Raw genomic sequence first — 26,440 nt, 5'->3', positions numbered from 1 at the left:
GGGAATTTTATGGCTGGTGTAGGTGGAATAGGAGATGTAGGCACAGGAGGTCCAGGTAAACTGGATCTGAATGCGGTAGTGACTAGCATAGATGTGGCATTAACCTCGGCTAACGACAATGTTAAGGCTAAAATTGGCGGTGTCTCGGGTGATGGAGCCGATGATCCGGCCAAACTGGCCGAATTACAGCATGCGATCAACAGCTGGTCTGTGATGTACAACATACGCTCGACAGTCGTTAAGTCGATTAAAGATGTGATGATGAGCATTTTGCAAAAAGTGTAGAAGGTTTCCTATGAAGATTGAAACTAAGAAACTACTGGCCGAGTTAGCCATGATAGCAATCGGTCAGCATCAATACTCACAGGCCGAAAGCATAGCCGCATCTTTGTCTTCGGATAGTCAGTTCACTGAGATTGTTGCCAGTATACGTTCATTGAGTTTGATGAATCGTGGTCAATATCAGGCAGCACTTGATCTGCTTGAGCCTCTGGCTTCAGAGCATCAGGATTTGATCTGTTTTACCGTTCTGTGTGCCGATGAGTTGGGTTTAGCAACTAAGCTGGATTTTTGGTTGGTAAAGGCGGCTCAGTCTAGTTCGAAAAGCTTGCAGGCATTTGCAACTAGCTATCAGGCACCTTAGTGATTGAGCTTAATACAGGTCTGAGTCAAGTCCAGCATACTGCGGATGTCAGCACCCGAGCCGTGAACAGAGACGATCAGCTTAGGCTGGAGCAAGCCCTGTCTGAACCTGCCAAGGTGCAGGTAAAAAAAACAGCCAAGGCGGCCGATGTGAAAGTCGGCGTTAATCCTGAGATTGATGCCTTCTATAAGAGCATCTCTGCATTGGATAATCCATCGGGAACGCAGATTTCAGAAGCGTTGCAGCAGGCATTTGGTGATGATAAAGCCATGGCCGATAAGGCGCTTTGGTCTGCTTTAAATCAGGCTAAATCCGGGAATAAAGCGGTGTTGAGTGAGCGTCTACAAGAGCTGGTTAGTGTCGATTTCATTAGCCGCTTAAAGGCATCGCCTCCCACTTCTAGTGAGGATTTGAAAGCCGAGCTGAAGTCAGAGTTTCGTCTCAGCTCCCGTCGTGAGACCGCCCTTTGGCAAGCTTGGGCTGAGTTAAAAGGCGATCCAGAAAGTGCGCCCTTGGTCGATCTCATTCGAGGTGAATTAGGCCATCTGATTCAGTTTAATAACATGTTGCGCAACATGATGATTAACACGGTACGTCCAGACATATTTTAGGAGGCTTTTATGATTGAAGCTAATTTTACTCAGGTGCTAAATACCAGCATCGAGCAGTTACAAGATTCACAAATTGCCGATCATGGCGCGGTTGCCGAGTTTGAGCAGGCGATGCAATCGAATGTCGACAATGGTTTAGGCGAATCTGTGTTAGATCAGATCGTCGATATGAAGAAGCAGTTATCCGGAGCCACAGAAAGTTTACACACTGCCATGAGTTCAGGAATCGATGACCCTGCAGCCTTGATGGAAATTCAGTGGGCCTTGACCCGGATCACCATGCAAGAAGAGTTGATCGCTAAGACGGCGGGTAAGACGAGTCAAAATATCGAAACCTTGATGAAAGCGCAGTAAAGATGATAAAAAAAATGTTTAAAATTGTGCTGCTGAGCTGCATGATCATGTTGACGGCTTGTCAAACCGAACTCTACAACGGTTTATCCCAGAAAGAGGGTAATGAGATGTTAGCCATCTTATTAATCGCCGGGATAAGCACACACAAGTTACCCGATAGCGATGGTAAGGTGAAGCTGATGGTTGAGGAATCGCAGCTGTCTTTAGCGCTCGCTACCCTGAAGAGTCAAGGTTATCCTAAAGACAAGTTCGCCAGTCTGGAAGAGATATTTCCTGACGAGGGGCTAATTTCTTCTCCTCTGGAAGAGCGAGCTCGTCTAATGTTTGCCAAGTCTCAGGAGATCTCTTCGACTCTGTCTCAAATCGATGGCGTGATCACGGCCAGGGTCCATCTGGTTAAACCCGAAGAAGAGAGAAGGCGGGGGCGAAGCAAAGAGATAAACTCTTCGGCATCGGTATTCATTAAGCACGCCCCAGATATAGAGATAGAGTCCCTGGTGCCCCAGATAAAATTGTTGGTGAATAATAGTGTCGAGGGGCTCAATTATGATCGTATCAGTGTTGTCTTAGTTCCCGCACTCCAGAGTCGCTTGATATCCAGTCAGCAAAAATTGGTTAATATACTCTCTATTAAGATGACTGCATCGTCAGAGAACCGCTTCATAGGTTTTATCGTCTTCTTCATTATTATGTTAATCGGGACCAACCTGGCGACATATTTCTGGAGCCAGAAGCTGAGTGGTCGCTAGTGATGCAAGGGGAAGGGTCAGCTGATCTGGATTATGAAGCGTGCTTGCACCGATACCTGTTTCGGCCCTTAAGTTATATCGACGAAAGTTGGCTCGAGCATATTCCCCATGCCGGGCATATATCCCGCTTACCCGATTGGCGGAATAATCCAAGGTTAAATGAATGGATCTTGGGTGCCGTTGGGTTAGATCCTCTGCTTGTTGCAGAGTTCTCTCATCCCGTGCGTTTCATTGCCTTGCTGCCCACAGAGGAATTGAGGCTACTACTACACTATATTGGGATCAGTCTTCACCGCCAGTCGTGTAAACAAGTGGTGCTAAAATTACCCCGGAAGCAGCTGCTGGAGAGAATGAGTGTACCTGGCTATCAGTTTTGTATGAACCAGACTCAGTTTCTCCTATCAAATTGGCCCGATGAGTGGGCCAAGGCCTTGCCTGTATCTATGTCTGTCAACCATTTCGAAGCCTGTGGTATCACCTTCATCACCTCTTTATTGGATTCAAGTCAGCTTGATTCGATTAAAGGATTGAAGCTTAAGCTTCCCTATGAACTGAATCCATTTTTTACGTCGGCTGATGATGTCAAAATTGCAGATAGGGTGTTGGCATATCAACTAATTAAGAAAATATCTAAGCGAGTTATTCCACAATGCTTTCATTTGTTAAAGTAGATACAGACAACCTTAATTTAGTGCCGGGTCAGAAAATTCTAAAGTCAGCAGACTATATGCATTTTCTGGAGTCGGAGCATCTTATCCAAGCGGCACAAGCTAAGGCTGCACAGATCATTAAAGATGCCGAGTCCGTATATGAGCAAGAGAAGTTGCGTGGCTATGAAGATGGCCAGTTGCAGGCTAAGCAAGAGTGCGCCGAAGTCATAGTCGATACTGTCGCTCAGTGTAATCGATATTATATTTCATCGGAGAAGACCCTTACCCAGGCTGTCTTGTCTTGTGTGGAAAAAATCCTGCAAGGCTTCGATGATGTGGAGGTGACACTCACAGTCGTGAGAGAGGCATTGCAACTGGTGAGTAACCAGAAACAGGTGATATTGCACGTCAATCCTGAGCAGGTTGCTCAAGTCAAAGAGAGGGTGAGTGAAGTCTTATCGGCATTTCCTGAGGTGGGCTATGTGGATGTGGTCGCCGATGCTCGTCTGAAGAATGGCGGCTGTATATTGGAAACCGAGGTCGGTATCATAGATGCGAGTATAGATGTGCAGCTGCAAGTGCTGGAGAAGCAGATTTACAAACAATTCAAGCAGAGAGATTCAGATTAAGCTCTCAGCCCGTTCATATTGAAGGTCTGGCGGAATTAGCGAGTGAAATCCGGGATCACCTTAGGGTGACGACCTTTGATGGAGCGATAGAAGCCGATTATTTTATCCATGTCCTCTTGCATATCATCCGTGGTCGGTATCCCCTCAGGGATCATAACTGTCTTAGTGCCGAAGTCTAATCCCACAGTCACTATGGGTACACCTGCTTTACTGGCGATATGGTAGAAACCTGTCTTCCAGCGTTTTACCGGGCTGCGAGTACCTTCCGGTGCCAATGCCAGTGAGAAGTTAGGATTTGATTGGTAGAGCTGGACCACAGCGTCTACCAAATTATTGGATTTACTTCTATCTACCGGGGTTCCGCCAACGGCTTTGAAGAACCAGCCCCATGGCGGAATAAAAAGCTGATTTTTTCCGAGAAAATTAACCTTAGCACCTAATGCTCCGCGGGCTAATAAGCCGACGATGAAGTCCCAATTACTGGTGTGAGGGCCAAGGATAGCGACAAACTGATGGTCCATAGGCAGTGAACCGGAAATTTTCCAGCCAAAGAATTTTAAGATGAACTTACAAAAATACTGAAACATAACTAAAGACAAATAATCCTTTTAATCTATCGTAACCCTCAACAAATTAGCCATCGACTTTATGACTTAACTCATTGAGTTCATATATACTATAGCCTATCTCGTATTTATGGAGAAAACCATGTTTAAAAAAGGACTTACGGCTCTACTAATGCTACTGGCATTTAGCGCCTCAGCCGTGCCAACCGATGATATTGCGCATATATTGTCTGAGCAGGAGGCCGCATGGAACAGAGGTGATCTTGATGGCTACATGCAAGGTTATTGGAATAACGAGAAGATGCGTTTCGTTTCCGGAAATAAGTTTCGCTATGGTTGGGCTGAAACATTGGCGGCTTATAAGAAGAACTATCCTGATAAGGCGACCTTAGGCCAATTGAAATTTACCATCAATGACACCAAGATGTTGAGTAACTATGCGGCTATCGTGGTGGGGCGTTGGGAGCTAACCCGAGCCAAAGATAAGCCTAACGGTGTATTCACTCTGTTGGTGGAAAAGATAGATGACCGCTGGGTTATCACCCACGACCACACATCAGATTAGGTTATCTCAGATATCCAAAACTCAATTTTGGACTGGAGTCTCATTTTAGCTTCTTAGTATTTTGTGCCATTTACTTTGAACTGCTGTCGTCCTAAGTTGCGGCCTTTGCCGTCATACCTTACCTCGATGAAGCGAGTAGTACCCGAGTTATCTTGCAGTAGAATGCTGGTCGATCGGGTGCCGTATTCCTCATGCTTAATATAGATAGATGAGAGTAGCCTTTCCCACTCCAAGCCTATGCCTGTTTCCGGCAGATCTGAGTCTTGGGCACGGGTTTCATCTTTCATTATTGCTAGCAAAGCGTCTATATCGGGTTCTTCACCACTTGAAATAGACTCCTGGAGTGCGAGTGTCCCGCGAGCCATCTTGGGCCAGATATCATCCAATGCTCCATTGCTTATGGAGTGGAACCCCGAATCTAACCGGGTAAGAGAATTGGCTATGCTGTTAAAGCAGTAGAGTTCGCTGACATCGCCAAAGATCAAGTTGAAAGGGTTGTAGTGGCTACTGTGATCTCGTAACCAACTGCCGGTGATGAGACCTTGAGATCCGAGAGCCTTGAGTACTAACTCGCCGCGGCTTCTCATCTCACTCTGCTGTCTCAAGGGGTCTCTTAAATTAGTTAATGCCGCGAATCCGCCTCGTTTATTGATGCCAAGCCAAGTTCCCCCTGCCTCCAGATCTTTGCCAGCTAAGATCTCATTCTCTGGCGGCCATAAATGTGCCTGCTCTGTGGGCCTGTGGTGGAACTCATCGCGATTGGCACACACGATCAATGGGTATTTTGAATGCTTATTTAAAGCAATAAACAAGATGCACATATAAAGAAAATGCTTGGGAGTGATAGTTACAAGGTAATCTATTTTGTGTCGAAGCGGAATTTATCTTATTACTAGATGGTAGAAGCTACCCGAGCGAAAGAGGATGAAACTCATTCATTTCAAGGGCCGCACACACTATTAGTGGGTATTTAGGATGCTTATTTAAAGCAACGAAGAGAATACACATAGACGGTCTAAATCGAAGAGAGGTATTTTGAATTTATACCTGATTTGAATGCTATTTATTTGCAGCTTTTGACAAGGAAAAAGCAAAGAAAATGGCGAGTTTCGAGGGTAAGCCTAGGTCCTAGGACCTAGGCTCTTTAACTTAATGCTTATGTCCGTGCTCATGTGAGCCATGGTCATGGGATTTTGGCTTGAGTAACATGATGCGGGCCATAAACTTTCTTGGGCCTAAACGTAGCAGGCTAGCGGCAAATAAGCAGGCCAGAATTATCAGAGATATTATACTTAACGGCTCAGGCATAGTCATCATCATGCTCCATTGAGGCTGGATCAGTGATGTTATGCCTAAGATGACTATGATGAGTCCTATCACTGCAGTTCTCTGGGCCCAGCTCATTAACTTGAGCTGGGCCAAGTTGAAGATAGGTGCAGCCACCAGAGCTAACATAACGGCTGGGATACTCCAGCCACTGTATGCCAAAGATAGCGCTAAAACCGCACCGCCTAAGTTACAGAATCGCATTGGCAGGAAGAGCACCATAAGTACAGCCACCTGAATAACCGGATTCTCTAATGGCACCGAAGGATGACCAATCAGGTTAGCCAAGACTAAGCTGAGTATGATCCAGGGCGCACTTCTGTCTACTATGTGGGCGAAGCCAAAACGCAGAGGAGATTTGGGGACCGAAAGATGGGGATCCGTCGGCTCTACCCGGCTAAAAGTAAGTAAGGCTCCGATAACCAATAAGCTGATTAATTGGAAAAGTGCGACCAAGGGGCCAAGTAGGAAAACCGTGATGATCAGGGCCTCTGGCCCCGCGAGTCGTTGTAACCAACGTTTTCCCAGGTGGCTACTCTGAGGTGACAGGCCTAGCTTAAATCTGAGTCCGGCGACAGCATAACTGAGCAAGAGCACAGGTCCCAGAGTCATCATCCAGTCTACGAGTTGTTCTGTGCTATGGCCATGATGATGGTGCTCATGCCCACCCGAGTCCATCATCAAGAGTAGAAACAATAATCCTATGCCGAGTAAGCTGCCTATACCCGCATGATACTCATATTTTTCCTGACTCCCTTTGCTGGCTTCATCTGGTGAATGATGTCCATGGGGCTGATGCAGTACCACGTGTAGAATAGAACCTGTCACGAAGGCTTGTAGATATACGGTATTATCCAGGCTGAGTTGAGTCAGCATCTGTTCTCCGGCGAAGTAACCTACGCCAGTCAGAATCATCATGGCGGCTAAAACTGCCATGGCCCAACGACTGCCGACTTGAGGCTTAACCAGCCACCAGATGGCAAGGCCCACTGGCAGGCGATGTAATATAATGCCCAAGGCGAGTAAAATCGAGACATCGTCCTGTTGGGCAAGCACCATGGCCCCGCCGTCGGTGATGGTGTGCAGCAGTAATCCTCCTACGCCTAAGATGAGGGTGAGATTATGTGTAACCTCAGAATAACGGTGAAACAGCTTCTCACTGGCTGTCGGCCCCCACATTCCTATGATGACGAAGATGATCGCCAGGAAGCCGCCATGCTCCAGTAGCTCAGGTAAAATATGTAGCAGCACAAGTCCGCCCAGGGAAACGAATATAAATCCGTCCAGGCCTTTTTGTAGCCCGTGCTCTGTCGAAAAGAATCGATAGAAGATAGGACCTAATAGTAGTGCGATACAGCTGGCTAATAGATAGAGCATGATTTGTTTAGCTAGGACCTTAGAAAACGACGGGACAGTATACCAGTTTCTGGAAAATAAGCAGACAAGCCAGCATTATTTACATCGAGTGTGATGATTTTTTAAATCTAAGCGGGTTTTGCACGCTTCAAGGTACTCATTCTCTCAAAGTTTGCATCAGGCCTGGCAACAGGTGATTACTGATTTGAGCGCATGTGGTCTTTCCTGTGTAATTATTCTATCTGATTGTTTCCAAAAAGTTATAGAATATATAGACTCCTCCTTGCGCTCAAAATACAGGCTTATAAGCACCTATGGATACCTTCTCTGCCGCTGTAATGTTATTCCTCATCATGGATCCTCTCGGGAACTTGCCTATTTTCGCGTCTATATTGCGCCATATAGATCCGAAAAAAAGACGCCGAGTGCTGATTCGAGAGCTGTTATTTGCACTCGGCATCATGCTGCTGTTTCTTTTTGCCGGTGAAGCTATTCTCAATTTTCTCAACTTGAGATCTGAGTCGGTTAGCATTGCCGGAGGCATCATCTTGTTCTTGATCGCCATCAGAATGATCTTTCCTCAGCCTGGAGGCGTGGTCGGTCTGGCGGCAGGTGAAGAGCCTTTTATCGTGCCTATGGCGATCCCCTTAATGGCCGGACCTTCGGTGCTCGCGGCGCTCATTTTGTTGGCGCACACAGATAGCACCAGGATGTTAGATTGGACCGTGGCTCTACTGGCAGCGTGGGGGGTGAGTGCGGTTATTCTACTCTTCTATAAGGTGTTCACTAAGGTGCTGGGAGAGAAAGGTTTGACCGCGGTAGAGCGCTTGATGGGGATGGTGTTGGTGATGATCTCGGTGCAGATGTTCCTCGATGGTATCGCTAGCTATATGGCCCATATGGGACAGGTAAACTAAATCAGTTAGCAGATTTGTAGGAGCTGCTTTAGCTGCGATGGCCGACTGTGGCCCTCTCTCCCGACTAAAGCCGGTCCTACAATAGAATTTCTGATCTTTGTTGCATCAAAACCTGGTTAGCCACATACTCTGGATATTGTATTCAATTGTTAATGGCTTTATGAAGCTGTTTAATCTGGGATAGGTTTTCATGCTTTCTTGTCTTCTCTTATGTGTATCCAGTCTATCGGCGCTCGATTCGGTCGAATATCGTGATCTTCTACCCTATCAAGGTACGCCTGTCTCCATGGAGGAGCGAGATGAGCAAGGTAATCTAAAGATTGCCTCAACCTATGTAGATAAAGGTGCCTGGCATGGCTTTCATCTGCCCGATACCCCAAGCTATTACGGCAGTTTCACCGGTCCATTGTTTATCGCCCAAGAGTACAGCTTGCACTTGAGTGATAGCATGCAGAAATTGGCTTTGGAGGATCTGATCACAGGGAAAGTGCTTGATTTTAGCCAGGCGGAGCAGAGTCGTATTTATAGTCAGCCCGATGGTCTGTATCAAGAGTTTGATTGGCCTGACATCTCTGTCTCATTGTCTCTTAACTATAGTGATAACCGCACCTCTGTGGTGACGACTACACTCGTTAACCACTCAGGAGAAGATCAGCAATGGCGACTAACTTGGTCCGGTACCCCGTTTCAATCCCATCCTAAATTAGACCAGTACAAGTTAATTAAACGAGTCGATAGTTGGAGCAACGGCGTCGCCTGGCAGCTAAATCCTATAATGGATACTTGGAATATACAGCTAGCCGACGCTAGTTTTGAGCTTTGGTTTAGCCCTAAGACTGAGATCACTCTAGCCGAGCACAATGGTTATAGTGCCAAAACTGAGGCGTTATCAGTAAAGGCTGGCCAGAGTCTCGAATTTTTGAGTGCGCAGCGTTACTTCCATACTCAGCAGGAGCGGCTGGAGCATGGCGATATTGACTGGGCTACGCAGAAGCAATTACTGGCAGAGAACCGACTGCTATGGCAGCAGAGGCTAAATAAGGGCATAGATCAGGGTAAACCTGAGTTTCGTAAGTTAGCCGCTAAGAGCATAGTGACCTTATTGCATAACTGGCGCAGTCCGGCTGGAGCAATTAAACATGATGCGGTCACGCCTTCGATCACTTACAAATGGTTTAATGGTGTCTGGGCCTGGGACAGTTGGAAGCAGGCGGTAGCCTTGTCTTATTTCGATCCTGAGTTAGCTAAATCAAATGTGCTGTCTATGTTTGACTATCAGTTTACTGCTCAAGATAAGGTGCGACCCCAAGATGCGGGTAACTTGCCTGATGCCATTTTTTATAACCGAGATCCCGCAAGAGATGGCGAAGGCGGTAATTGGAATGAGCGCAACGGTAAGCCACCGCTAGCGGCTTGGGCCGTGTGGGAAATATACCAGCAGAGCCAAGATCTTAGCTTCGTGAAGCAGATGTATCCTAAGCTGGTGGCTTATCATTCATGGTGGTATCGCAACCGAGATCATAATGGCAATGGCTTGGCGGAATATGGCGCCAATCTGCATCCGGCGCATCTCAAGAGTGGTCAGCTAAACCGCGAGGCTATTATCGAGGCGGCTGCTTGGGAGTCGGGAATGGATAACGCCCCTAGATTTGATGACGATGGCAGCGTGCAGGTATTGGAGAATCGTAATAAACAGGGTGAGGTGATTGGCTACTCCTTGTCTCAGGAGTCAATCGATCTCAATGCTTATCTGTTTGCAGAGAAGATGATTCTGGCGAAGATGGCAAAACTGCAACATTTAGATAAGCAGTCCAGTGAATGGGCGGCACAGGCCGATAAGCTTAAAACTCAGATCCAGACGCAGATGTTCGATGAGCAGACTGGCTTCTTCTACGATATTCGCTTCGATGGTAAGGAGAGTCATTTATTGATAGGTGCTGGTAAGGGAGTCGAAGGCTGGCTGCCCCTCTGGGCCGGTGCGGCGACTGAGGAGCAAGCGAAAATCATGGTTAAACGTCAGCTCACCGATAAGCAATTTGCGACTAAAATCCCATTTCCTACCGTGAGTGCCGATAGCCCTAATTTTGCCGCGACTAAGTATTGGCGTGGGCCCGTGTGGTTAGATCAAGCCTTGTTTGGCCTGCTTGGACTCGAAAAGTATGGTTACCACAGCGAGGCTGAAATATTGGCCAAACGCTTAGTAGAACAAGGTGATGGTATACTTTCTCAGGCACCGATTAGAGAAAACTACGACCCACTGACAGGCGATGGACTGCATTGCACTAACTTTAGCTGGTCAGCGTCAGTCCTGCTGTTAATTTATCAGCAGTGGCTGAATAAATAATCTGCAAAAATGACTTTTTATTATCATTGAGCACGCGTAAGTCATTGTTTAGCTTGTGATGATTGATAACGTCATAGTTTTCTGTGGTTTACGCCATAACAATCTAGGTTAACAGAGTAAATGTTGTACTTTTACTGTAATTCAGACGAAACTACTGTTAAGGTTTTGTGGTGTTTATGTTGGCTTGGTGATTTATGAGAAGAATTTTCTCCTTAACCCGTTTTATATCATTTATGCCCACTGTGCTGGGCATTTTCTCCTTGGCTATTCTTGCTTCCTGTTCCTCAGCTCCTGAAGAGTCTGACAAGACTCAAATTCAGCAGAATATTGAATCGAGTCACACGGTAAGCCCTGCTGCTGATTCTGTAGAACTGGCCAATGAGAAGAAACGGATAATTTCCTGTGGTTCCATGCCGCCCATTCAGGATAGGTCTAAACTTAAATCGAATTTAGTTAAGAAGGGTGTCATTACACCTGAGATGAGTCTGGAACAGGCCGATGAGAAAGTCGCTGAATTTATCCGTAAGAAACAACAAGCGTTTAAGAATTGTAGCAAGTTCAGGCCTGAGGGAAGTAAGCTATTATGAAAAGAATCAGTAGTATAAGAAGACGTTCATTAATCAGTTTGTCTTTATCCCTGATGTTGAGCGTTACGGCCTCGACATCTCTATTTGCGAAAGAGTTAGATGCTAAGTTAGAGCTCTCGTCTGCATTGTCTTCTGGTGAATTCGCTGCGGCTACATTGGCCGATGCTGGGATGATCAATAAAGAGCAGATATTATATTGGCTCATCAAGCGGGGAGAGGTTTCTGCCGACGCCAGCGAAGCTGACAAGCGTGCTGCCGTCGATAAATTTACTCATAGAGCGACCAGTTTTCAGAGTAAGGGGCGCTTGATTGAGGCCCAGTTTGACAAGGCTAGACTCAAGTCACTGGCTCAAAGTAAGAAGCTTAAGCGCAATTCGATTGCCAAGATGGATAATATGGTCGGCACCTTAGCCGATGCCGATATCACTAAGACAGTGAAAGTCTTAGGCATTCTAATCGATTTTCCGGATCTGCCATTCGATAATAATCGCTTGTCAGCTGACGATGATATCCCCATGTTTTATCCTAATTATCCAGTGTCTCACTACAATGATCTGATGTTTTCTACCACTGGTTTTACTGGTCCCCAAGGTCAAAATCTGCTGACTGGGTATCAATACTATCAAGCCGAATCCGGTGAGCGTTTCAACTTTACCGGTAATGTTGAAGGCTGGTTTAGAGCGGCTAATAATGCCGCCTTCTACGGTGGTAATGATCCCGATAACAATGACGATGATAAGGCTGTGCCTGAACTGGTAAAAGAAGCCGTGACTCAGGCTGTGGCTAGCATGTCGCCTTCCGAATTAGCCAGCTATGATGTGGAAGATCCATTCGATGTCGATGGCGATGGCAACTTAGATGAAGCCGATGGCGATATCGATCATGTGATGCTGTTTCATTCCAGTATCGGTGAAGAAGCCGGTGGTGGCGTGCTCGGCGATGATGCTATCTGGTCACATCGATACTTTGTTTATACTGGTAATACGTCTGGATACACCATTCCTGGTACGGGTAAGAAGGTATTTGGCTATACAATACAGCCAATAAATGCTGCTGCGGGTGTGGTGGTACACGAGTTTGGCCACGATCTGGGGTTACCCGATGAATATGATACCACCAATACAGGCGATGGCTCTCCGGTTGGATCTTGGTCTGTGATGTCCACAGGCAGCTGGGCTGGTACTATTGCTGGATTTAGAGCAGGAACTGAGCCAACAGGTTTTAGCCCCTATGCACGCTCTTATCTGCAGGACAGATATAAGGGACGTTGGATTAACGAGCAGGAAGTCTTGCTTAGCAGCATAGGCACATCGGGATTGGATGTGGTCATTAATGAGGCGGTAAATCACTCATTGGTGAATCAGATCTCTATTCCATTGCCATCGGCGACGATTCCTTTCAAGCAACCCTATGGCGGTAGTTATCAATACTACTCTGGCCAGGGGCATTTGATTAACAATGCTTTGTCATTTGAAATTGACTTACCAAGCTCGACGCCACTCACGCTGACAGTGAAAGCCCATTGGAATATTGAGGTGGACTATGATTATGCTCAGGTGATGGTAGATGGAGTCGCTTTAGCGGGTAATCACACTAAAGCCAGCAATACAATTAACACGGCTCGGGACATCATCAGCGGAAATTCCGGCAATATAGACGGTGCGGAAGGTGCTAACAACTGGGTCGATCTTGAATTTGACCTAAGTAGCTTCGCTGGCATGTCAAAACAGATTAGTATTATTTATAAAACCGATCAGGCTGATGGGGATTATGGTTTTGTATTCGATAACCTGCAGATCACCAATGGTATCTCGGTCATTTATAGTGATGATGCCGAGACGCCAAATACCATGATGCTAAATGGCTTTTCACGTATTGATGATGAACGTCCCGGGGCGGCTCGCCGCTATATCGTTCAACTCAGAAGTCATAACGGCGTCGATGTTGGACTGGATAGCGAATCTTATGAGCCAGGCGTATTGCTTTGGTTGGAGAACTTTAGTTACTCCGATAATAACTCTAGCGCTCACCCCGGTGCAGGCTTGATTGGTGTTATCGATGCGGATCAGAACCTTATTGGTACAAATGATTCTGGTATTCAGGTTAGAGATGCGACCTTTAGCATGTTTAACCAGTCTAGTTATGTCGGAGATAATCACCTGTCGTCCATCTCTATGTTTGATGATAGTCAAGGTTACAGTGCGCCGCTTCAACCTCAGTCTGGAATACTCTTGCCTGAGCTTGGCTTGACTATGGAAGTGGTGGCACAGACTGCTGATTCATCCACAGCGACGGTTAGATTTAACTATGGCGGCACAACACCTCCTCCAGCATCAGATCTGGCATCGAGCTTCAGTGCAAGCCAGGAAGTGGCTGGGACAGTCGTGTTTAGTGCCATTGTGACTGGTGGTGATGGAAATTACTCTTACTTGTGGAACTTCGGTGTCACTGGCACCACCAGTGCCGAGGAGATGCCGACCTATGTCTATGAAGCTTCAGGAAGCTATATTGTTAACCTAACTGTGACCGATGGACTAGGTTCGAGTGTAGTGACTTCCCAGACTATTATGGTTGCTTTACCTGTGCCGCCTGTAGCTGGATTTACCTTTGTGACTAACGATCTTAGCGTGACTTTCACGGATACTACTACAGGCGGTGAAGGCGTTATGACCTATTCGTGGGAGTTTGGTGACAGTCAGACGAGTACGGCGCAATCGCCCAGTCATACTTATGCTTCAGCCGGAACTTATACTGTGATGATGACAGTGACTGATAGCTTAGGTGTAGTGAGTAGCAGAAGTACCTCTATTACCGTGATTACAGCAGTGGTTACATTACCCGTTACCACTCCTTCTGGTGATTCTGGTGGTAGTCTTGGCTGGCTAAGCTTAGGTTTACTGGCTTTGATGGGATTCAGAAGAAGTCGTCATTAAACGAGTATTAGTCCGATTAGGCGACTAAACGAAAAAACGCCCGTTTGGGTGTTTTTGTTTTATATGGATTTTTTTCCTTAAAAAAGAAAAGGTTACATCTGCTCTATGATTTTTCGGGCTGCGGGCAAAAAGGTTTCACTGACGATAAGCTGCTCATCATCATAGGAAAAGTAACGGCGACGTCCCCATAGCTCCTGAGTGACTGGTTGCTTAATTGATTCGGTCAATTGGGCTAGCCGATGGCAGGGAGTAAAGTGAGCTATTTCTATCTTGCCAGGAGTGAAGTTATCGCTGGAAAAAAGCAGTTCACCTAAGGGGCGTGTCCCAAGGGTGAGGAACTCGGTTTCTTTCTTGTCGAGTAAGTTAGCCGGGATCAAGGTTCGGGCAAATATCCAGGCTACCCCATCCAGACATAGCAGTACTTCACGTACCCAAGCTTGCCTCTGGGTGGGAAATTCACCGTTGAAAGGGGTTATAGTTCCCTCTCCGAGTATTTTTACTTCGAACTTGGTACAATGAGAACGTAGCTTTTGGGTTAGACTTCCTGATGAAAGTAACCATTCACTTAGCGGGGAATCTGGGAGTTCAGAGATTTGTTCTGGCGAAAACCATTGAATTGATTCACCATAGGGAAAGCTTAACCTAGTCACACTCATCTATTTCTCGGTACAATACGGCTTGGAAACAGCTGCAGTCTAGCATGTCGTCATAGGATAGTCAGGAAGATTAGTGGGCACAAAGGAGATACAGTTTAATATGAAAAGGTTCGATATGAGATCAGGTTATCTTAGAAAACTCGCATCCCTCTTGTTTATTTTTAGCGTTAGCATCTTTAGTGTTGGCGCTTATGCGGCAGACGAGGATATAGTTGATAACTATGCCTACTATGGGTTTGAACCCGATCTCATCACTAACTATATTTCCAACGGTAAAAAACTTGGCTTCGTACGTATAGGCATAGAGCTGATGGTGAAAGACCCGGAAGATCTTATTGCTCTGGAGCATCACGACCCTCTATTGCGTGCGGCTATATTAGAGATCATGGGCAGTCAGACTGCCGATAAGGTTAAGTCCTTAACGGGGCGTGAGGAGATCCGCCGCGAATGCTATGACACAATCAATCGACTCATAGAACAAGAGATTGGTCGACCGATTGTGGTTAATTTGTTGTTCACTAAATATCTTTACGATTAGTCTGCCTACACTTAGCTAGCTATCTATCCACACTCAATAATTGCCGCCGTTAGTGCTCCATTAACGGCTAAGATACCTATGACAAAATCAGCTCCCAAACAGGCACCTAAATCGAATTTAAGAGATGGTTCGGTTAAAGGTAAGCAAAACCAATCGCAGGCCAAATCTACTTTTCATAAGCAAAAATCTAATAAGCAGAAGCAAAAGAGCAAGCCGGTAGTTCGTAAGCCTAAGTCGGTACAAGCTGTCGAGAAAAAGGGGCTCCACGAGAGAAACTTGCATAGGGATGGCTATGATTTTGAGTTGCTGATTGAGGCTAGCTCTGAGCTAAAGCCATTCGTTAGACCAAACCCTTACGATAACCTCTCAATTGATTTTTCCGATCCTCAAGCGGTTAAAGCACTAAACTTAGCCCTACTTAAGGCGCACTATCAAATAGAGTCTTGGGATATTCCCCAAGGATTTCTGTGTCCGCCAATTCCGGGTAGGGTTGATTACCTACACTATGTTGCGGATCTGCTGGCTGGAAATATTCCACAACAAGTAAGCCAAGAGCCATCAGTGGGAAGTTCTGATGGACAAAATGTCCCCGCTTCAATGAAGGGCTTAGCTAAAGCTGCCACTAAAACCAATAGAGTCCCGACAGGCCCTAAGATAAAGGCGCTTGATATAGGCACGGGAGCGAATGGTATCTATCCCATCTTAGGCATTCAATCCTATGGCTGGCAGTTTATCGCCAGCGATGTCGACCCGCTTTCTATTACTAATGTGGAGTCGATAATTCAGGCTAACTTTTGCCTGCAGGGTAAGTTTAAAGCTCGACTGCAAACCGATCATCAAAAAGTATTTCATGGCATCATCAATGTCGATGACAGATTCGATGTGACCTTATGCAACCCACCGTTTCATTCATCGCTGGCCGAGGCGAGTGAGGGGAGTCAGCGTAAGCTAAAGAACCTCGCAGCTAACCGCGCGGCAAAAGGGCATAAGAGCGCACCTGCTAAGGTTAAGGGCGCAAATGTAGATCTCAACTTCGGCGGTCAGAAGGCCGAGCTCTGGTGTGAAGGTGGCGAGAAGCAGTTCTTGCTCAATATGATCCGTGAGAGCGCCGACTTTAAGACTCAATGCCTGTGGTTTACTAGTCTAGTATCGAAGCAAGAAAACTTGAAACCTAGCTATGCCGCTCTCAAAAAGGCGGGCGCCGTTACCATAAAAACCATAGATATGGCCCAAGGTAACAAACTCACTCGCGTACTTGCCTGGAGCTTCCTCACGCCCAAGCAACAAGCGTTATGGGCTAAATATCGCAGTTAAGGGTTACTGTTTGGTGGCAATACTAAGAACCAAAATTAAGCAACATAACTCTAGAATAGTCTTATCAGTTTTTTAGAATGCAAACCAACCTGTTGTATTTTTGTCTTAAGAAGTTAATGGGTTATCTTGTGGTACCTACAGTGGGAGGTATATACAATCAACAAACGCTCTCTTCAAAAGGCATGAAGATAAATAAATTATTTCATGCCTGGAATAAAGAATTAGTTAAATGACAAACCCCACATTAAGATTCGGCCACCATTATAATAATCACTGGTTTCAGTAGCTGATATTCTAAATTTACTTGTTAAAACCGCATTTTGGAGGGTAAATTCTTGTCTTTGGAATTGTGGAGAACCACTAATTGGAGCAAAGTTAAAACTTCCTTTGGTAACCCAAGTGTTATTCTCCCACACATCAAAGGTAAATGTTTTTAATCTTGTTCCTTGACCGTTATTATATGAGCCTAATTTGAATGACTTAAGAGAAAAATCTTTCTTCAAAATCATTGAAAAAGACATAGGGAAAGGTAAACCGCCACTATCTGATTGTAGATACATCCCCTGATGATAATCCTCACTATCAACTAAAAATGCATCGTTCAATGGACGGTAATAATCAAATGCACCACCGGTAAAAATGCTATCAGCGCTAAAAGAATCAATGTCGCTATACACTGGGGTCTTAGCTTCTGCGGAAAAGGAAAAGTCTCCACTCTCGCCATTTGCTCCATACCAAGTCCCTTTCCACAAACCATTAGAATTTTCAGAGCCAACAAACCATTTAGTTCCGTCACTATCCTTTAGTTTAAAGTTAAACCTAGCATTGCTGCCTGAGCCGATAAATGAATTGTTTTTCTCTTCAATATGACCAGAAAGTACTCCTGAATTACTATCATTTCCCGTGAGAATGTCATCATTTTGAAACAAATTAACTGCAGATGTATAAACGGAGTCATTAATTCCATCAAGGGTAGTATCATAAGTGATATTAACAACTTCAGCATGAGAGGCGCTGACAATTCCTAGCGATAAAATAAATGCACTATTTATTTTAATTATTTTTCCGTAATATTTCACATTGTGCTCCTGCTGCGTTTTGGTTGATTGCGTTTCTCTCAGGTGTGTTATTTTGGTCAAGTCCAACCGGACACCTTACTCTGTAATTTCTCATAGCGGAGCGGTGTTAAATTTACGAGAGTTACTGCGCAAAGGGTATACCTAAGCCTGTGTTGAGTAAATGGCTAGTGTCGAACAAGGGGCTTAGGCGCATAGTACTCGCCACTTATGGGTTATACGCCCAGTTTGGTTTCGAATCTGTACCTAATCCTGAGGTGCTGATGCAAGGTTTGGCAACCCAATGTGTATTACGCACTATTCACAATTCTAGCCGTATCGACGTCTTGTCAAAATGGGTTAGCTAGCTTAAATTCAACCGAATTCAGTGCATACAAAGTTGCAGTATGGATGACTTCTTTTAGATAATTTATTGATGAGATAAGAGTATGAAGCTAGATGCAGTATTGTGGGATTACGATGGAACTCTGGTTAATTCAGTGCCGAAGAATATCGATATTACCAAGACAATTTTATCTATCGTAGCGCCACATTTAACGGGTGAACATTTACCTAAATATTTGCATAGCGAAGCTCTTTATCACGAGGTAAATCATGCAGCTAAAAACTGGCAAGAGTTGTATGTTAAATATTATGGTATGTCCGATGAAGAGATGGTTATAGCTGGTAGTATGTGGGCAGAGCACCAAGAAAAGAACCAAACACAGGTTTCTCTTTTTAATGGTATTACAAAAATCATAGACAGATTCTCTGACATTCGTCATGGGATCTGTTCGCAAAACTCGCAAAAAAACATCCGTAATGTACTTGAGATTCATGGTATTAATGGGCCATTTAAGGCCGTTGTTGGCTATGATGATGTGTCAAACGGTAACCAAAAGCCACATCCAGATGGTGGGATGAAGTGTTTAGAGAGCATATTTGGCCACACCAATAGCCAACTATTGATGTATATCGGCGATCACGAGGCTGATACTCAATTTGCGCGCAATTTACAGTCAGTCCTCGGCGGGCAAGCGAAAGTTATATCTGTGGCTGCGGCCTACAGTCAATCAGACCCTTCAGGTTGGGCGGTTCAACCCGATCACATCGCCACCAATGTCGAAGACCTTACGTCTATCATTGGCAAGTATCTATAACGACAGCTTGCTTTATTGAGAATGCACACCTTCTCGTATCTTCGAATAAGACTTGTTGTTATGTTGGATTTATTCATTTTTATGAAAATAAAACAAGGACATAGGTATGGGGTTGTCTGTTAAGCAAGTTGGGGTGTTGAAGGGGATGGCTGCGGCTATGGGATTAGCTGTGGTGGTGATTGTTGTGGGGATGATGTTTGACCCTTTCTCTTATGCGCAGATAGAGGACTTAGGTAGTAAGTTTACTGTGTTGGGTCAATCGTTGATCTTGCCTGTAGTTTTCCTTATAGGCAGTATCGCTCGCCTAGCAAAATTTCGCTTCTTTAGCCCAGAAGATATCGATGGTAGCGCTTTATCCAATGCTAGTCATGAGGCTAGTGTGTTGCAGAGCCTGCTACAAAATACGCTTGAACAGCTATTGATGACTGCAATGGTTTACAGTATCTGGGCATTCACCATGCCGACGGTCTGGTTATCAGTGCTTCCACTATGTTCGTTACTGTTTGCCATCGGCCGCATTGCTTTCTTCAAAGGCTACGCCAAAGGTGCCCCAGCCAGAGCATTTGGTTTTGCCTTAACCTTTTACCCAAGTGTTTTATTGATGGTCATAGTCGTGATCTATCAGTTGGCTTGTCGCTAAGTTGAGTATTGATAACCAGAGATATGGTTGATATGTTGTTGATTAACAATGGGCGACTAGGATCATCATGATCTTATAGAAGGAGTTGTGATTCAGCATGGAAAATCCATCAACATTATTAGTGGTTAAAAATCTTCAAGAATCTAAATTGTTTTACGTGAATATTCTTGGATTGGATCTAGTTTCAGAAAGTGATTCTTGTATAAAACTCTTGGCAGGCACTCATGAAGTGCTCATGTTTCAGGGGACTTTACCTGCCATAAATTATCAGCATGGTTACAATTCCAGCTCCACATTAGTGTTCACGGTTAAAAATCTAGATGAAAAAATTAACGAGTTAAAGAATCATGGTGTTGAGTTTATTCATGATGTCCCAAATCAAAATGACTGGGGACGGTACTCAGCTTTTAAAGATCCATCAGGCATAGTTCATGAGTTATTTGAATTTTTCAGCTAACGAGTGACTATGGTGTCAAACCCTTAGTTCTAAGTCATTTGGGTTCCCAATAGACCTAAATCGAAGAGATAGATATTTAGGTCTAGATGCGGCTGCGAGCTTCGATTTCAAGGATGAAACCGCAGAGCGGCCAGGGATGGCTTTATAGCGTCTCGCAGAAGTATCTGCACATTAGCCCCACGGCAGGTGATAGGTTACAAAAAGGATCAACGCTCAAATCGACCCAACTAAATACCAATGAAGCTAGAAGAAACTAAAAAAGTTATTTCAGCAATTGTTAACCGACAATCTCAATTAGCGTTAGCGTTGAATAGGCCGAAGGCCGTCTATTAGCGAAGCGTCGTCTTAGCTTTCCCTGCCTATTCCTCGTTCCTAGAGTCTAAAACCTTGGACCTTCTTAGCTTGGATTCCACAACAACTTGCCGCAATCCGTCAAATCATACCCACCCAGTGAGGCGGCCAACTGTCTCGTCTGCGAGCTGGATATCATGTCGAACAAGTGCTGTAACTGACGTCTGAAGTAGATCCCCTGTGGCATGACGAAGTCGAATGATTCCGTGATCAGCGGCACGAAGCTTAGGCCGCTTTCCATGGCGACCGATTGACAGCCGAAGCCTATGTCGGCATCACCGCGGGCGATGAAGCCGGCGAGTTCACGCTCGCTGTAGGCGGTGACATTGGCATTGATATGAGTCAGGGCGGCGCCTTGCTTCATGAGCCAATGTTCCAGGTGTTGCTGGCTACCAGCACCGGCTTGCCTGTCTACCCAGCGCCAGGGGAGGGAGATTATCTGGTCTTCTTCCTGACATCTATGATGCATCTCGGTACGCATCATCAGGCCCTGTTGACGTGTATAGCCGTGGATCATGACCCACTGCTGGTGGTTCGGGTAGCCCTTTAGCAGCGCCGGGTGACGGATATTGCGCTCATCGACACTACCCCAGTGTAAGGTGCACACATCGGCGTAGCCGCGTGAGAGCAAGTCCAGGCCGAGGCGTGAGCCTGTGGAGCTGTAGCTGATGAGGTCGCTTTTGCCTATCTGAGTCATCAATCGAGAGACCAACATAGACAGTAGGGGATCATCACTGCCTGTGATGTGCATTCTGTCTGACAACATGCCGCTATGGCATGAATCCATTACCCAACGATCGATCAAAATCTTAGGGAAAAGCCACTTTCCTGTAACTTTAGTTGCGGGAAGTATGCGATCGTTTGCCATCGCATAGACCTTCTTCTCATTGAGATCTAGGTATTCGGCGACCTGTTTGGCGCTCATATAGACGAGTTTGCTCGGCTCTGTCATTACTAATTTCCATTAAGTAGTACTTTGGCTGCTTCATGCAGCCAAGATTTTAAACGTCCCTTGTTTCGGTCTACTTCTTTGAGGGGCGCTTAGGTGGGATGGCATCGAATTCTATGTTGTCGGCACCATTGTAGATAAGGAAGTGTTTTCCCTTGGCCCGGGCTATCATGGTTATTCCCATCTGTTGTGCCAGCTCTAGTCCCATCTGAGTTGCTCCGCTGCGGGATAGTAAGGTGGGAATACCCATCTTGGCGACTTTTATCACCATCTCAGAGGTCAGGCGTCCCGTGGTGTAGAAAAGTTTGTCTTCACCTGGGGTCTCTTTTAACCACATCTCGCCAGCTAAGGTATCTACCGCGTTATGGCGGCCCACATCTTCGACGAAATCGACGATTTGATCGTCGAGGCACAGGCCACAACCGTGTACCGCGCCTGCATTCTTATAGGTTTCGTTGTATTCACTGATATTTTTTAGCAGGCTATAGATCATGCTCTGCTTAATTCGGCGTTGTGGCAGGTTTATCTCATCCAAACCATCCATAAATCCACCATATACGGTTCCCTGGCCACAGCCTGAGGTTACCGTTTTTTCCGAGAGCTTCTCTTCTAAGTTCTCAGTGTCTTCCTTGGTGATGATGGCCGCTGAGCTGACCTCCCAATCGACGATAATCGATTCAAGTTTATCGAGCTGCGAGATAAACCCTTGGTTCTTCAAGTAGCCTAAGGCCAGCGATTCGGCTCTGGCCCCTAAGGTCATCAAGGTTACAATCGGTCGCCAGTTCAGGTAGACGGTGAGGGGGCGCTCACAGGCGATATGCTTGTCTACCTGCTCACCATTTTCGTCGATAGCCTTAACAGCAATGGTTAATGGCACATCGGTCGCTGTTTTTATCAAGGTTGGATAGTGCTTGCTCAAGGTTCATCACTCTTCATTGGAAATTGACTAATTTAGCATAGCAATTATTGTACCCAGACGCTGAACCCTTGAGTTAATGCGTGATCTCTCTCATTACCCACCGTTAAAACGCCCATTTATGTCCTATAAAAAATGGCGTTCAGGACAAATTGTCCTACTCTTAGTGTGGAATTGATGATCTAGCGCAACTTTCCTCTATTAATTGCATGGCACATATATTGCTTGTTGATGGGCATAGTAGAAAATATGAACCTCATTATCGGGCCGGGTGTTATCTGAATGATAAACCCGCTACAAGTAAGGTGGAGACTGAATGCAACATACCGAAAGCCAATGGCCCATGCATGTTTCTCTCAAGAGAATCGAAAAGTTAGTCGGGCGCTGGACCTCAGTGACCTGGGAGTTAGATCAGATATTACCGGCCACTCATGACGCCCCTGAGAATTCACACCTTATCCAGCTTGAGTTACATAAAGATGAACGCGGTAGCTACCGTATCAATTTGGATATGGACAACGCCATGTTGTTCATAGTGTGCGACGAACTCGAGGACGGTACTTGGGTTCCGGCAATGATCTCCGCAGACCAAAACGTCGCAGCAGGTTGCCTGGAAGGTGATACGCCAGTGTTGAACTTACCTATGCCACAAGCCATTGCCTGTTGGATGGAAGCCTTCATTACCCGCCATGGTGAAGTCGAGATATGTGCGCATCGTCGTAAGCATGTTAACCGCCGTAAGAATCAAGGTCCGAGTACCAATCATTTCAGTGAGCACAGAAACCGATGAGCAATAAACCAAGCGGATTATTCTCTCGCTGGACTCAACGTCGTCAGCAAGTCGAAGAGGAAAGGTTGGCTGAGGAGGCTGCCACAGCAAGAGCGCAAGAAAAGACTGATGAGCAAGACCTTAGTGATCTAGAAGTCACTGAATCTCAGCTAGAGTCATCTCTAGTGCAAGAGTCAGATCAAGAGGCGACCGATGAAGCTAAGGTGCTAACGGCTGAAGACCTTCCCGATCCAGACAAAATTGAAGTTGGTGGCAGTTTTGCCAGTTTTATGGGGGCAAATGTCGATCCAACGGCTAAGGCAGCCGCGTTAAAAGCGTTATGGAAGCAGCCTCAATATAACGAAATAGATGGCTTGCTCGAGTATGCCTTAGATTACAGTAATCAGCCTAAGCTGAGTGCGGAGCAGTCGGCAGAAATTGCCAAGAAGATTTTCCGTCATGTGACTAAGAAAGAGGATGAAGTCAAAGAGCAAGAGCTTGCTCAAGCCGCTGAAGACCATGCAACAGAGAGTGCTGATGAAAGCACTACAGCTTCCCTTAGTAATGAAACACATATAGACAGTGAAGCACCTGAGGACATTTTGGACATCGAGAGTGATGACTTGTCCCAAAATGCACCAGATTCTGAGGGTGAAACAAAGGAAACGGTCGTTTAACGTCATTTTACATAAGTTTAATAACCACAGACTTGGTATGTGAATTGCTACTTTATCTTGCAAAAAGCGAGAAAAGCTTAGCAATAATCGGTAATAAACCTTGGCCCTGATGAAGCCAAAGTGTTGAACAATGAAACGCTAACCGAAGAGTGATAAGAGTGTAGCGATCAGCCGATGGCAGCAGCCAAACTGTTCAGGAACGCAATGTGAGCATAAATTTGAATAATGATACCCAAGTTGAACTCCAAGGGGTTCGGCAGCAAGTGTTGGCGAATACTCAGGTCATTCAAAACCTGATCCCGCCAACCGTCAGCTATACCACTGAGGGCAATGTGCTCGTTATCGGGCCGGAAGATCTGGCTCGCTTAGCGGCAGCTAGATTGTCTAATATGGGAAAAATTGCCATTCTGGCCAATGAATCGATTACCAGCCAAGATGAAGAGCATCTTGAGAGGGTGATGTCTGCCGCCGAAGATGTCGAGAGCTTCTATAACAAGCTTATCGAGATCAAAGGTTTCCTCGGACAGTTTCAGGTTAAAGTCGAATCAGGCAATGAGCAAGATGCTATCGCGACTGACTTGAGCCTGGCGGCTATTCGTAAGGCGCACTTCGATCTTATCTTAGACTTGAGCCAGTCTCCCTGTATCAACTTAGAAATGTTACCACCTGGCTATTTTTACGTGGGTCAGGACGAAGCTAAATTAGACGATGCCGTTAATCAGCTTCCAGAGCTGATTGGTGAGTTCGATAAGCCGCGCTACGTTAAGGTGAACAGCGAGATCTGTGCCCATAACCGTAACGGTATCGATGGTTGTAATCGCTGTCTGAACTTCTGTCCTGCCGATGCCATCCAAAGCATAGATAAGATGATAGAGATAGACCCTTATCTCTGTCACGGTGCTGGTAGTTGTACCAATGCCTGCCCTACAGGTGCGATTAGCTACGACCTGCCAACACCACAAGCCCTACACTCTTATCTTCATAAACTGGTTACTCGCTTCAGCGAGCAGGCTCAAGTTGCTCCTGTGATCTTGTTTCATGATGAAGCCAATGGTGCAGCACTTATAGGTGATGACTTACCTGGCGCTATTATTCCGGTTGCCATGGAAGAGATCACCGTTGCTAGCATAGATCATTGGATGTCATCTCTGGCCTGGGGTGCACGTCAGATTTTAGTGCTTAACACCGCCGCCACAGCGCCGACCTTGACCCAGATGCTCAAGGGTGAACTTCAGCTGGCGAACGATATTCTTAATGAGATGGGTCAGCCACAGCGTATATCCCTTATCGATGAGTCGAGTATAGCCAGTCTTGCCGATTTGGTAGCAAGCAGCTCCGATTGGCCTGTGATTGTGCCGGGTGAGTTTGCTGCTACCACTAAGCGCAACACCTTGTATGCGGCGATAGATCATCTTAATGAGCAAGCGGCTTCAGTGGATACCTGCCTGACCCAGAGTAACCTTCCCTACGGTATTGTCAGCGTAAATACTGATAGCTGTACCTTATGTCTCTCTTGTGTGTCTACCTGTCCAACTCAGGCGCTCACAGATGGCGGCGATAAGCCGGCATTGAACTTCCTCGAGCAAGATTGCGTGCAATGTGGCCTGTGTGAGAAGGCCTGTCCTGAGAACGCCATCAGCCTGACCTCTCAGATGAACTTAGATAAACAAGCGCGTCAAACCATCAAAACATTGAAAGAAGAGGATCCATTCGAGTGTATTCGTTGTGGTACCCCCTTCGCCACCAAGTCGATGATCAAACGCATGCAAGAAGTGATTGGCGGGCACAGTGCGTTCAGTGCAAACACAGAGCGTTTGCAGATGTGTAGTGACTGCCGCGTGAAAGATATGTTTGAAGACATCCTTCAAGACCCAGAAAAGCAACTGCGATAAGAGTGTAGCTATGACCGAATTAGTAAGAGAAGTATCAGAAAATGATCAGTTAAGAGCCGACATCTATCAGCTATTAGCCGCGCTGCTACGCAGCCAGCCGAGTGCAGAGTTATTGCAGTTTCTTGCCAACCTCGAGCTGGATGTCAATGACCCGAGTGAGATGACCAAGGCTTGGTCAGCGCTTAAGTTAGCCTCGAATCAATTCACCAGTGAACAGCTGGAAGAAGAATATTTCAATATCTTCTATGGCGTAGGTAGCGGTGAAATCATGCCTTATGCCAGCTGGTTTATGACAGGTTCTTTGATGGACAAGCCATTAGCCATGTTACGCCAGGATCTGCTGCAGCTAGGTTTCGAGCGCGAAGAGAACGTTAAAGAGCCGGAAGATCATGTTGCAGCGCTTTGTGAGGTGATGGGGGTTTTGTTACTTGAAGCACCAGGCTATCGCCAACTGGGTTTCTATCAACGCCATATCAGCAGCTGGATAGAGCGTTTTTGTACCTCGTTAGCGGTAACGCCAAGCGCGGCTTTCTATGCCACCGTGGCTCAGTTAGCTAAGTCATTCTTCGAAACCGAAGCCAATGAATTTGAGCAATTACAGCTGAATATCCCGGTGAACTGCCCCGGTTCTGAGGCTGAAACAGCCGCAGATGAAAAGCTTGAGCCTGCTAAGCGAGAGCTAGCCTCTTAAACGGCACGCTTAGGCAGCCTAATCATGACTGTCAGTTCGAATATGAAATCACCGGGCTGACATTCAAGAAAACTGAAGGTAAACCTTCAAAAAGAGTCGGGTCATTACAGATGACTCGATGTTAAACATCAAATGGAAACTCAGG

General features: G+C 45.9%; 29 protein-coding genes. 22 read left to right on the top strand and 7 right to left on the bottom strand.

The window, feature by feature from the left end:
• The first annotated feature begins 9 nt into the window (after positions 1–9).
• The 7 genes from sctF to FM037_RS27535 are packed head-to-tail and all read left to right on the top strand — an operon-like array spanning position 10 to position 3,636.
• Positions 10–285, top strand: coding sequence for a type III secretion system needle filament subunit SctF (sctF, locus tag FM037_RS27565; RefSeq protein WP_144048623.1), 276 nt, complete (start codon positions 10–12; stop codon positions 283–285).
• A 10-nt stretch (positions 286–295) separates the two neighbouring features.
• A complete protein-coding gene (locus tag FM037_RS27560) occupies positions 296–643 on the top strand; it encodes a YscG family type III secretion protein (protein WP_144048622.1) in 348 nt (115 codons plus the stop codon).
• A complete protein-coding gene (locus FM037_RS27555; protein ID WP_144048621.1) occupies positions 643–1,254 on the top strand; it encodes a YopR/YscH family type III secretion effector in 612 nt (203 codons plus the stop codon). Before FM037_RS27560 ends, FM037_RS27555 begins: the two co-directional genes overlap by 1 nt.
• Before the next feature lie 9 nt (positions 1,255–1,263).
• Positions 1,264–1,608 (top strand): type III secretion system inner rod subunit SctI, encoded by a 345-nt coding sequence (gene sctI / locus FM037_RS27550; RefSeq protein WP_144048620.1) that lies wholly within the window; start codon positions 1,264–1,266, stop codon positions 1,606–1,608.
• Positions 1,609–1,622: 14 nt separating this feature from the next.
• Positions 1,623–2,357 (top strand): type III secretion system inner membrane ring lipoprotein SctJ, encoded by a 735-nt coding sequence (gene sctJ, locus FM037_RS27545; protein ID WP_322619563.1) that lies wholly within the window; start codon positions 1,623–1,625, stop codon positions 2,355–2,357.
• 2 nt (positions 2,358–2,359) lie between these two features.
• The gene (locus tag FM037_RS27540) at positions 2,360–3,028 is read left to right on the top strand and encodes a SctK family type III secretion system sorting platform protein (RefSeq protein ID WP_144048618.1); all 669 of its coding nucleotides are present in this window, start codon (positions 2,360–2,362) and stop codon (positions 3,026–3,028) included.
• Positions 3,007–3,636 carry an HrpE/YscL family type III secretion apparatus protein gene (locus FM037_RS27535; RefSeq protein ID WP_144048617.1) on the top strand — a complete coding sequence of 210 codons (630 nt, stop codon included), beginning with the start codon at positions 3,007–3,009 and terminating at the stop codon, positions 3,634–3,636. The genes FM037_RS27540 and FM037_RS27535 overlap by 22 nt, the downstream gene beginning before the upstream one ends.
• A 35-nt stretch (positions 3,637–3,671) precedes the next feature.
• On the opposite strand, the gene FM037_RS27530 is transcribed toward FM037_RS27535, so the two are convergent.
• Complete coding sequence (locus FM037_RS27530) at positions 3,672–4,223, bottom strand: lysophospholipid acyltransferase family protein (protein ID WP_144049166.1); 552 nt, start codon at positions 4,221–4,223, stop codon at positions 3,672–3,674.
• A 121-nt stretch (positions 4,224–4,344) separates the two neighbouring features.
• On the opposite strand from FM037_RS27530, the gene FM037_RS27525 reads away from it, so the two are divergent.
• Positions 4,345–4,767, top strand: a complete 423-nt coding sequence (locus FM037_RS27525) for a YybH family protein (protein ID WP_144048616.1) — start codon at positions 4,345–4,347, stop codon at positions 4,765–4,767.
• Positions 4,768–4,820: 53 nt separating this feature from the next.
• Here the strand turns inward: FM037_RS27525 and FM037_RS27520 are convergent, their stop codons facing one another.
• Entirely contained in the window at positions 4,821–5,588 is a 768-nt protein-coding gene (locus FM037_RS27520; protein ID WP_144048615.1) for an NRDE family protein, read from the bottom strand.
• A 328-nt stretch (positions 5,589–5,916) separates the two neighbouring features.
• The gene (locus tag FM037_RS27510) at positions 5,917–7,470 is read right to left on the bottom strand and encodes a metal transporter (RefSeq protein ID WP_144048614.1); all 1,554 of its coding nucleotides are present in this window, start codon (positions 7,468–7,470) and stop codon (positions 5,917–5,919) included.
• A 293-nt stretch (positions 7,471–7,763) separates the two neighbouring features.
• Here FM037_RS27510 and FM037_RS27505 point away from each other — a divergent pair, with 293 nt between their 5' ends.
• The 4 genes from FM037_RS27505 to FM037_RS27490 all read left to right on the top strand — a co-directional run bounded on the left by FM037_RS27505 (position 7,764) and on the right by FM037_RS27490 (position 14,230).
• On the top strand, positions 7,764–8,366 hold the full coding sequence (locus tag FM037_RS27505) for a YhgN family NAAT transporter (protein WP_144048613.1): 603 nt from the start codon (positions 7,764–7,766) through the stop codon (positions 8,364–8,366).
• Between the two features lie 190 nt (positions 8,367–8,556).
• Positions 8,557–10,710 carry an MGH1-like glycoside hydrolase domain-containing protein gene (locus tag FM037_RS27500; RefSeq protein WP_144048612.1) on the top strand — a complete coding sequence of 718 codons (2,154 nt, stop codon included), beginning with the start codon at positions 8,557–8,559 and terminating at the stop codon, positions 10,708–10,710.
• 194 nt (positions 10,711–10,904) lie between these two features.
• Positions 10,905–11,297: a hypothetical protein gene (locus FM037_RS27495; protein WP_144048611.1), complete on the top strand. Its 393-nt coding sequence runs from the start codon at positions 10,905–10,907 to the stop codon at positions 11,295–11,297.
• Positions 11,294–14,230: an immune inhibitor A domain-containing protein gene (locus tag FM037_RS27490; protein WP_229381030.1), complete on the top strand. Its 2,937-nt coding sequence runs from the start codon at positions 11,294–11,296 to the stop codon at positions 14,228–14,230. The genes FM037_RS27495 and FM037_RS27490 overlap by 4 nt, the downstream gene beginning before the upstream one ends.
• 92 nt (positions 14,231–14,322) lie before the next feature.
• On the opposite strand, the gene FM037_RS27485 is transcribed toward FM037_RS27490, so the two are convergent.
• Positions 14,323–14,886 carry a chorismate--pyruvate lyase family protein gene (locus tag FM037_RS27485; RefSeq protein ID WP_144048610.1) on the bottom strand — a complete coding sequence of 188 codons (564 nt, stop codon included), beginning with the start codon at positions 14,884–14,886 and terminating at the stop codon, positions 14,323–14,325.
• A gap of 100 nt (positions 14,887–14,986) precedes the next feature.
• Here FM037_RS27485 and FM037_RS27480 point away from each other — a divergent pair, with 100 nt between their 5' ends.
• A complete protein-coding gene (locus tag FM037_RS27480; protein ID WP_407695620.1) occupies positions 14,987–15,424 on the top strand; it encodes a flagellar basal body-associated protein FliL in 438 nt (145 codons plus the stop codon).
• Between the two features lie 78 nt (positions 15,425–15,502).
• Complete coding sequence (gene rlmF, locus FM037_RS27475) at positions 15,503–16,738, top strand: 23S rRNA (adenine(1618)-N(6))-methyltransferase RlmF (protein ID WP_144048609.1); 1,236 nt, start codon at positions 15,503–15,505, stop codon at positions 16,736–16,738.
• A gap of 221 nt (positions 16,739–16,959) precedes the next feature.
• On the opposite strand, the gene FM037_RS27470 is transcribed toward rlmF, so the two are convergent.
• Positions 16,960–17,817 (bottom strand): hypothetical protein, encoded by an 858-nt coding sequence (locus tag FM037_RS27470; RefSeq protein ID WP_144048608.1) that lies wholly within the window; start codon positions 17,815–17,817, stop codon positions 16,960–16,962.
• A 149-nt stretch (positions 17,818–17,966) separates the two neighbouring features.
• Here FM037_RS27470 and FM037_RS30250 point away from each other — a divergent pair, with 149 nt between their 5' ends.
• The 4 genes from FM037_RS30250 (at position 17,967) to FM037_RS27450 (ending at position 20,050) form a co-directional block, all read left to right on the top strand.
• The gene (locus tag FM037_RS30250; protein WP_185976922.1) at positions 17,967–18,161 is read left to right on the top strand and encodes a hypothetical protein; all 195 of its coding nucleotides are present in this window, start codon (positions 17,967–17,969) and stop codon (positions 18,159–18,161) included.
• 81 nt (positions 18,162–18,242) lie between these two features.
• On the top strand, positions 18,243–18,953 hold the full coding sequence (locus FM037_RS27460) for an HAD family hydrolase (protein WP_144048607.1): 711 nt from the start codon (positions 18,243–18,245) through the stop codon (positions 18,951–18,953).
• Positions 18,954–19,059: 106 nt separating this feature from the next.
• On the top strand, positions 19,060–19,593 hold the full coding sequence (locus FM037_RS27455; protein ID WP_144048606.1) for an MAPEG family protein: 534 nt from the start codon (positions 19,060–19,062) through the stop codon (positions 19,591–19,593).
• 97 nt (positions 19,594–19,690) lie between these two features.
• Positions 19,691–20,050: a VOC family protein gene (locus FM037_RS27450; protein ID WP_144048605.1), complete on the top strand. Its 360-nt coding sequence runs from the start codon at positions 19,691–19,693 to the stop codon at positions 20,048–20,050.
• A gap of 397 nt (positions 20,051–20,447) precedes the next feature.
• On the opposite strand, the gene FM037_RS27445 is transcribed toward FM037_RS27450, so the two are convergent.
• Together FM037_RS27445 and FM037_RS27440 are read right to left on the bottom strand one after the other, a co-directional pair.
• Positions 20,448–21,353 carry a helix-turn-helix transcriptional regulator gene (locus FM037_RS27445; protein WP_144048604.1) on the bottom strand — a complete coding sequence of 302 codons (906 nt, stop codon included), beginning with the start codon at positions 21,351–21,353 and terminating at the stop codon, positions 20,448–20,450.
• A gap of 70 nt (positions 21,354–21,423) precedes the next feature.
• Positions 21,424–22,269: a formate dehydrogenase accessory sulfurtransferase FdhD gene (locus FM037_RS27440; protein WP_144048603.1), complete on the bottom strand. Its 846-nt coding sequence runs from the start codon at positions 22,267–22,269 to the stop codon at positions 21,424–21,426.
• Between the two features lie 313 nt (positions 22,270–22,582).
• On the opposite strand from FM037_RS27440, the gene FM037_RS27435 reads away from it, so the two are divergent.
• The 4 genes from FM037_RS27435 to FM037_RS27420 all read left to right on the top strand — a co-directional run bounded on the left by FM037_RS27435 (position 22,583) and on the right by FM037_RS27420 (position 26,295).
• Positions 22,583–23,056: a DUF3305 domain-containing protein gene (locus FM037_RS27435; RefSeq protein ID WP_144048602.1), complete on the top strand. Its 474-nt coding sequence runs from the start codon at positions 22,583–22,585 to the stop codon at positions 23,054–23,056.
• Complete coding sequence (locus FM037_RS27430; RefSeq protein WP_144048601.1) at positions 23,053–23,712, top strand: DUF3306 domain-containing protein; 660 nt, start codon at positions 23,053–23,055, stop codon at positions 23,710–23,712. Before FM037_RS27435 ends, FM037_RS27430 begins: the two co-directional genes overlap by 4 nt.
• 218 nt (positions 23,713–23,930) lie before the next feature.
• The gene (locus FM037_RS27425) at positions 23,931–25,604 is read left to right on the top strand and encodes a 4Fe-4S binding protein (protein WP_152830866.1); all 1,674 of its coding nucleotides are present in this window, start codon (positions 23,931–23,933) and stop codon (positions 25,602–25,604) included.
• A gap of 10 nt (positions 25,605–25,614) precedes the next feature.
• Positions 25,615–26,295 carry a TorD/DmsD family molecular chaperone gene (locus tag FM037_RS27420; protein WP_144048599.1) on the top strand — a complete coding sequence of 227 codons (681 nt, stop codon included), beginning with the start codon at positions 25,615–25,617 and terminating at the stop codon, positions 26,293–26,295.
• Positions 26,296–26,440: the final 145 nt, after the last annotated feature.

This window comes from Shewanella psychropiezotolerans (assembly GCF_007197555.1).
GTDB lineage: Bacteria > Pseudomonadota > Gammaproteobacteria > Enterobacterales > Shewanellaceae > Shewanella > Shewanella psychropiezotolerans.
The sequence above is the reverse complement of the archived record's forward strand: the minus strand, read 5'-3'. Positions and strand labels throughout refer to the sequence as shown.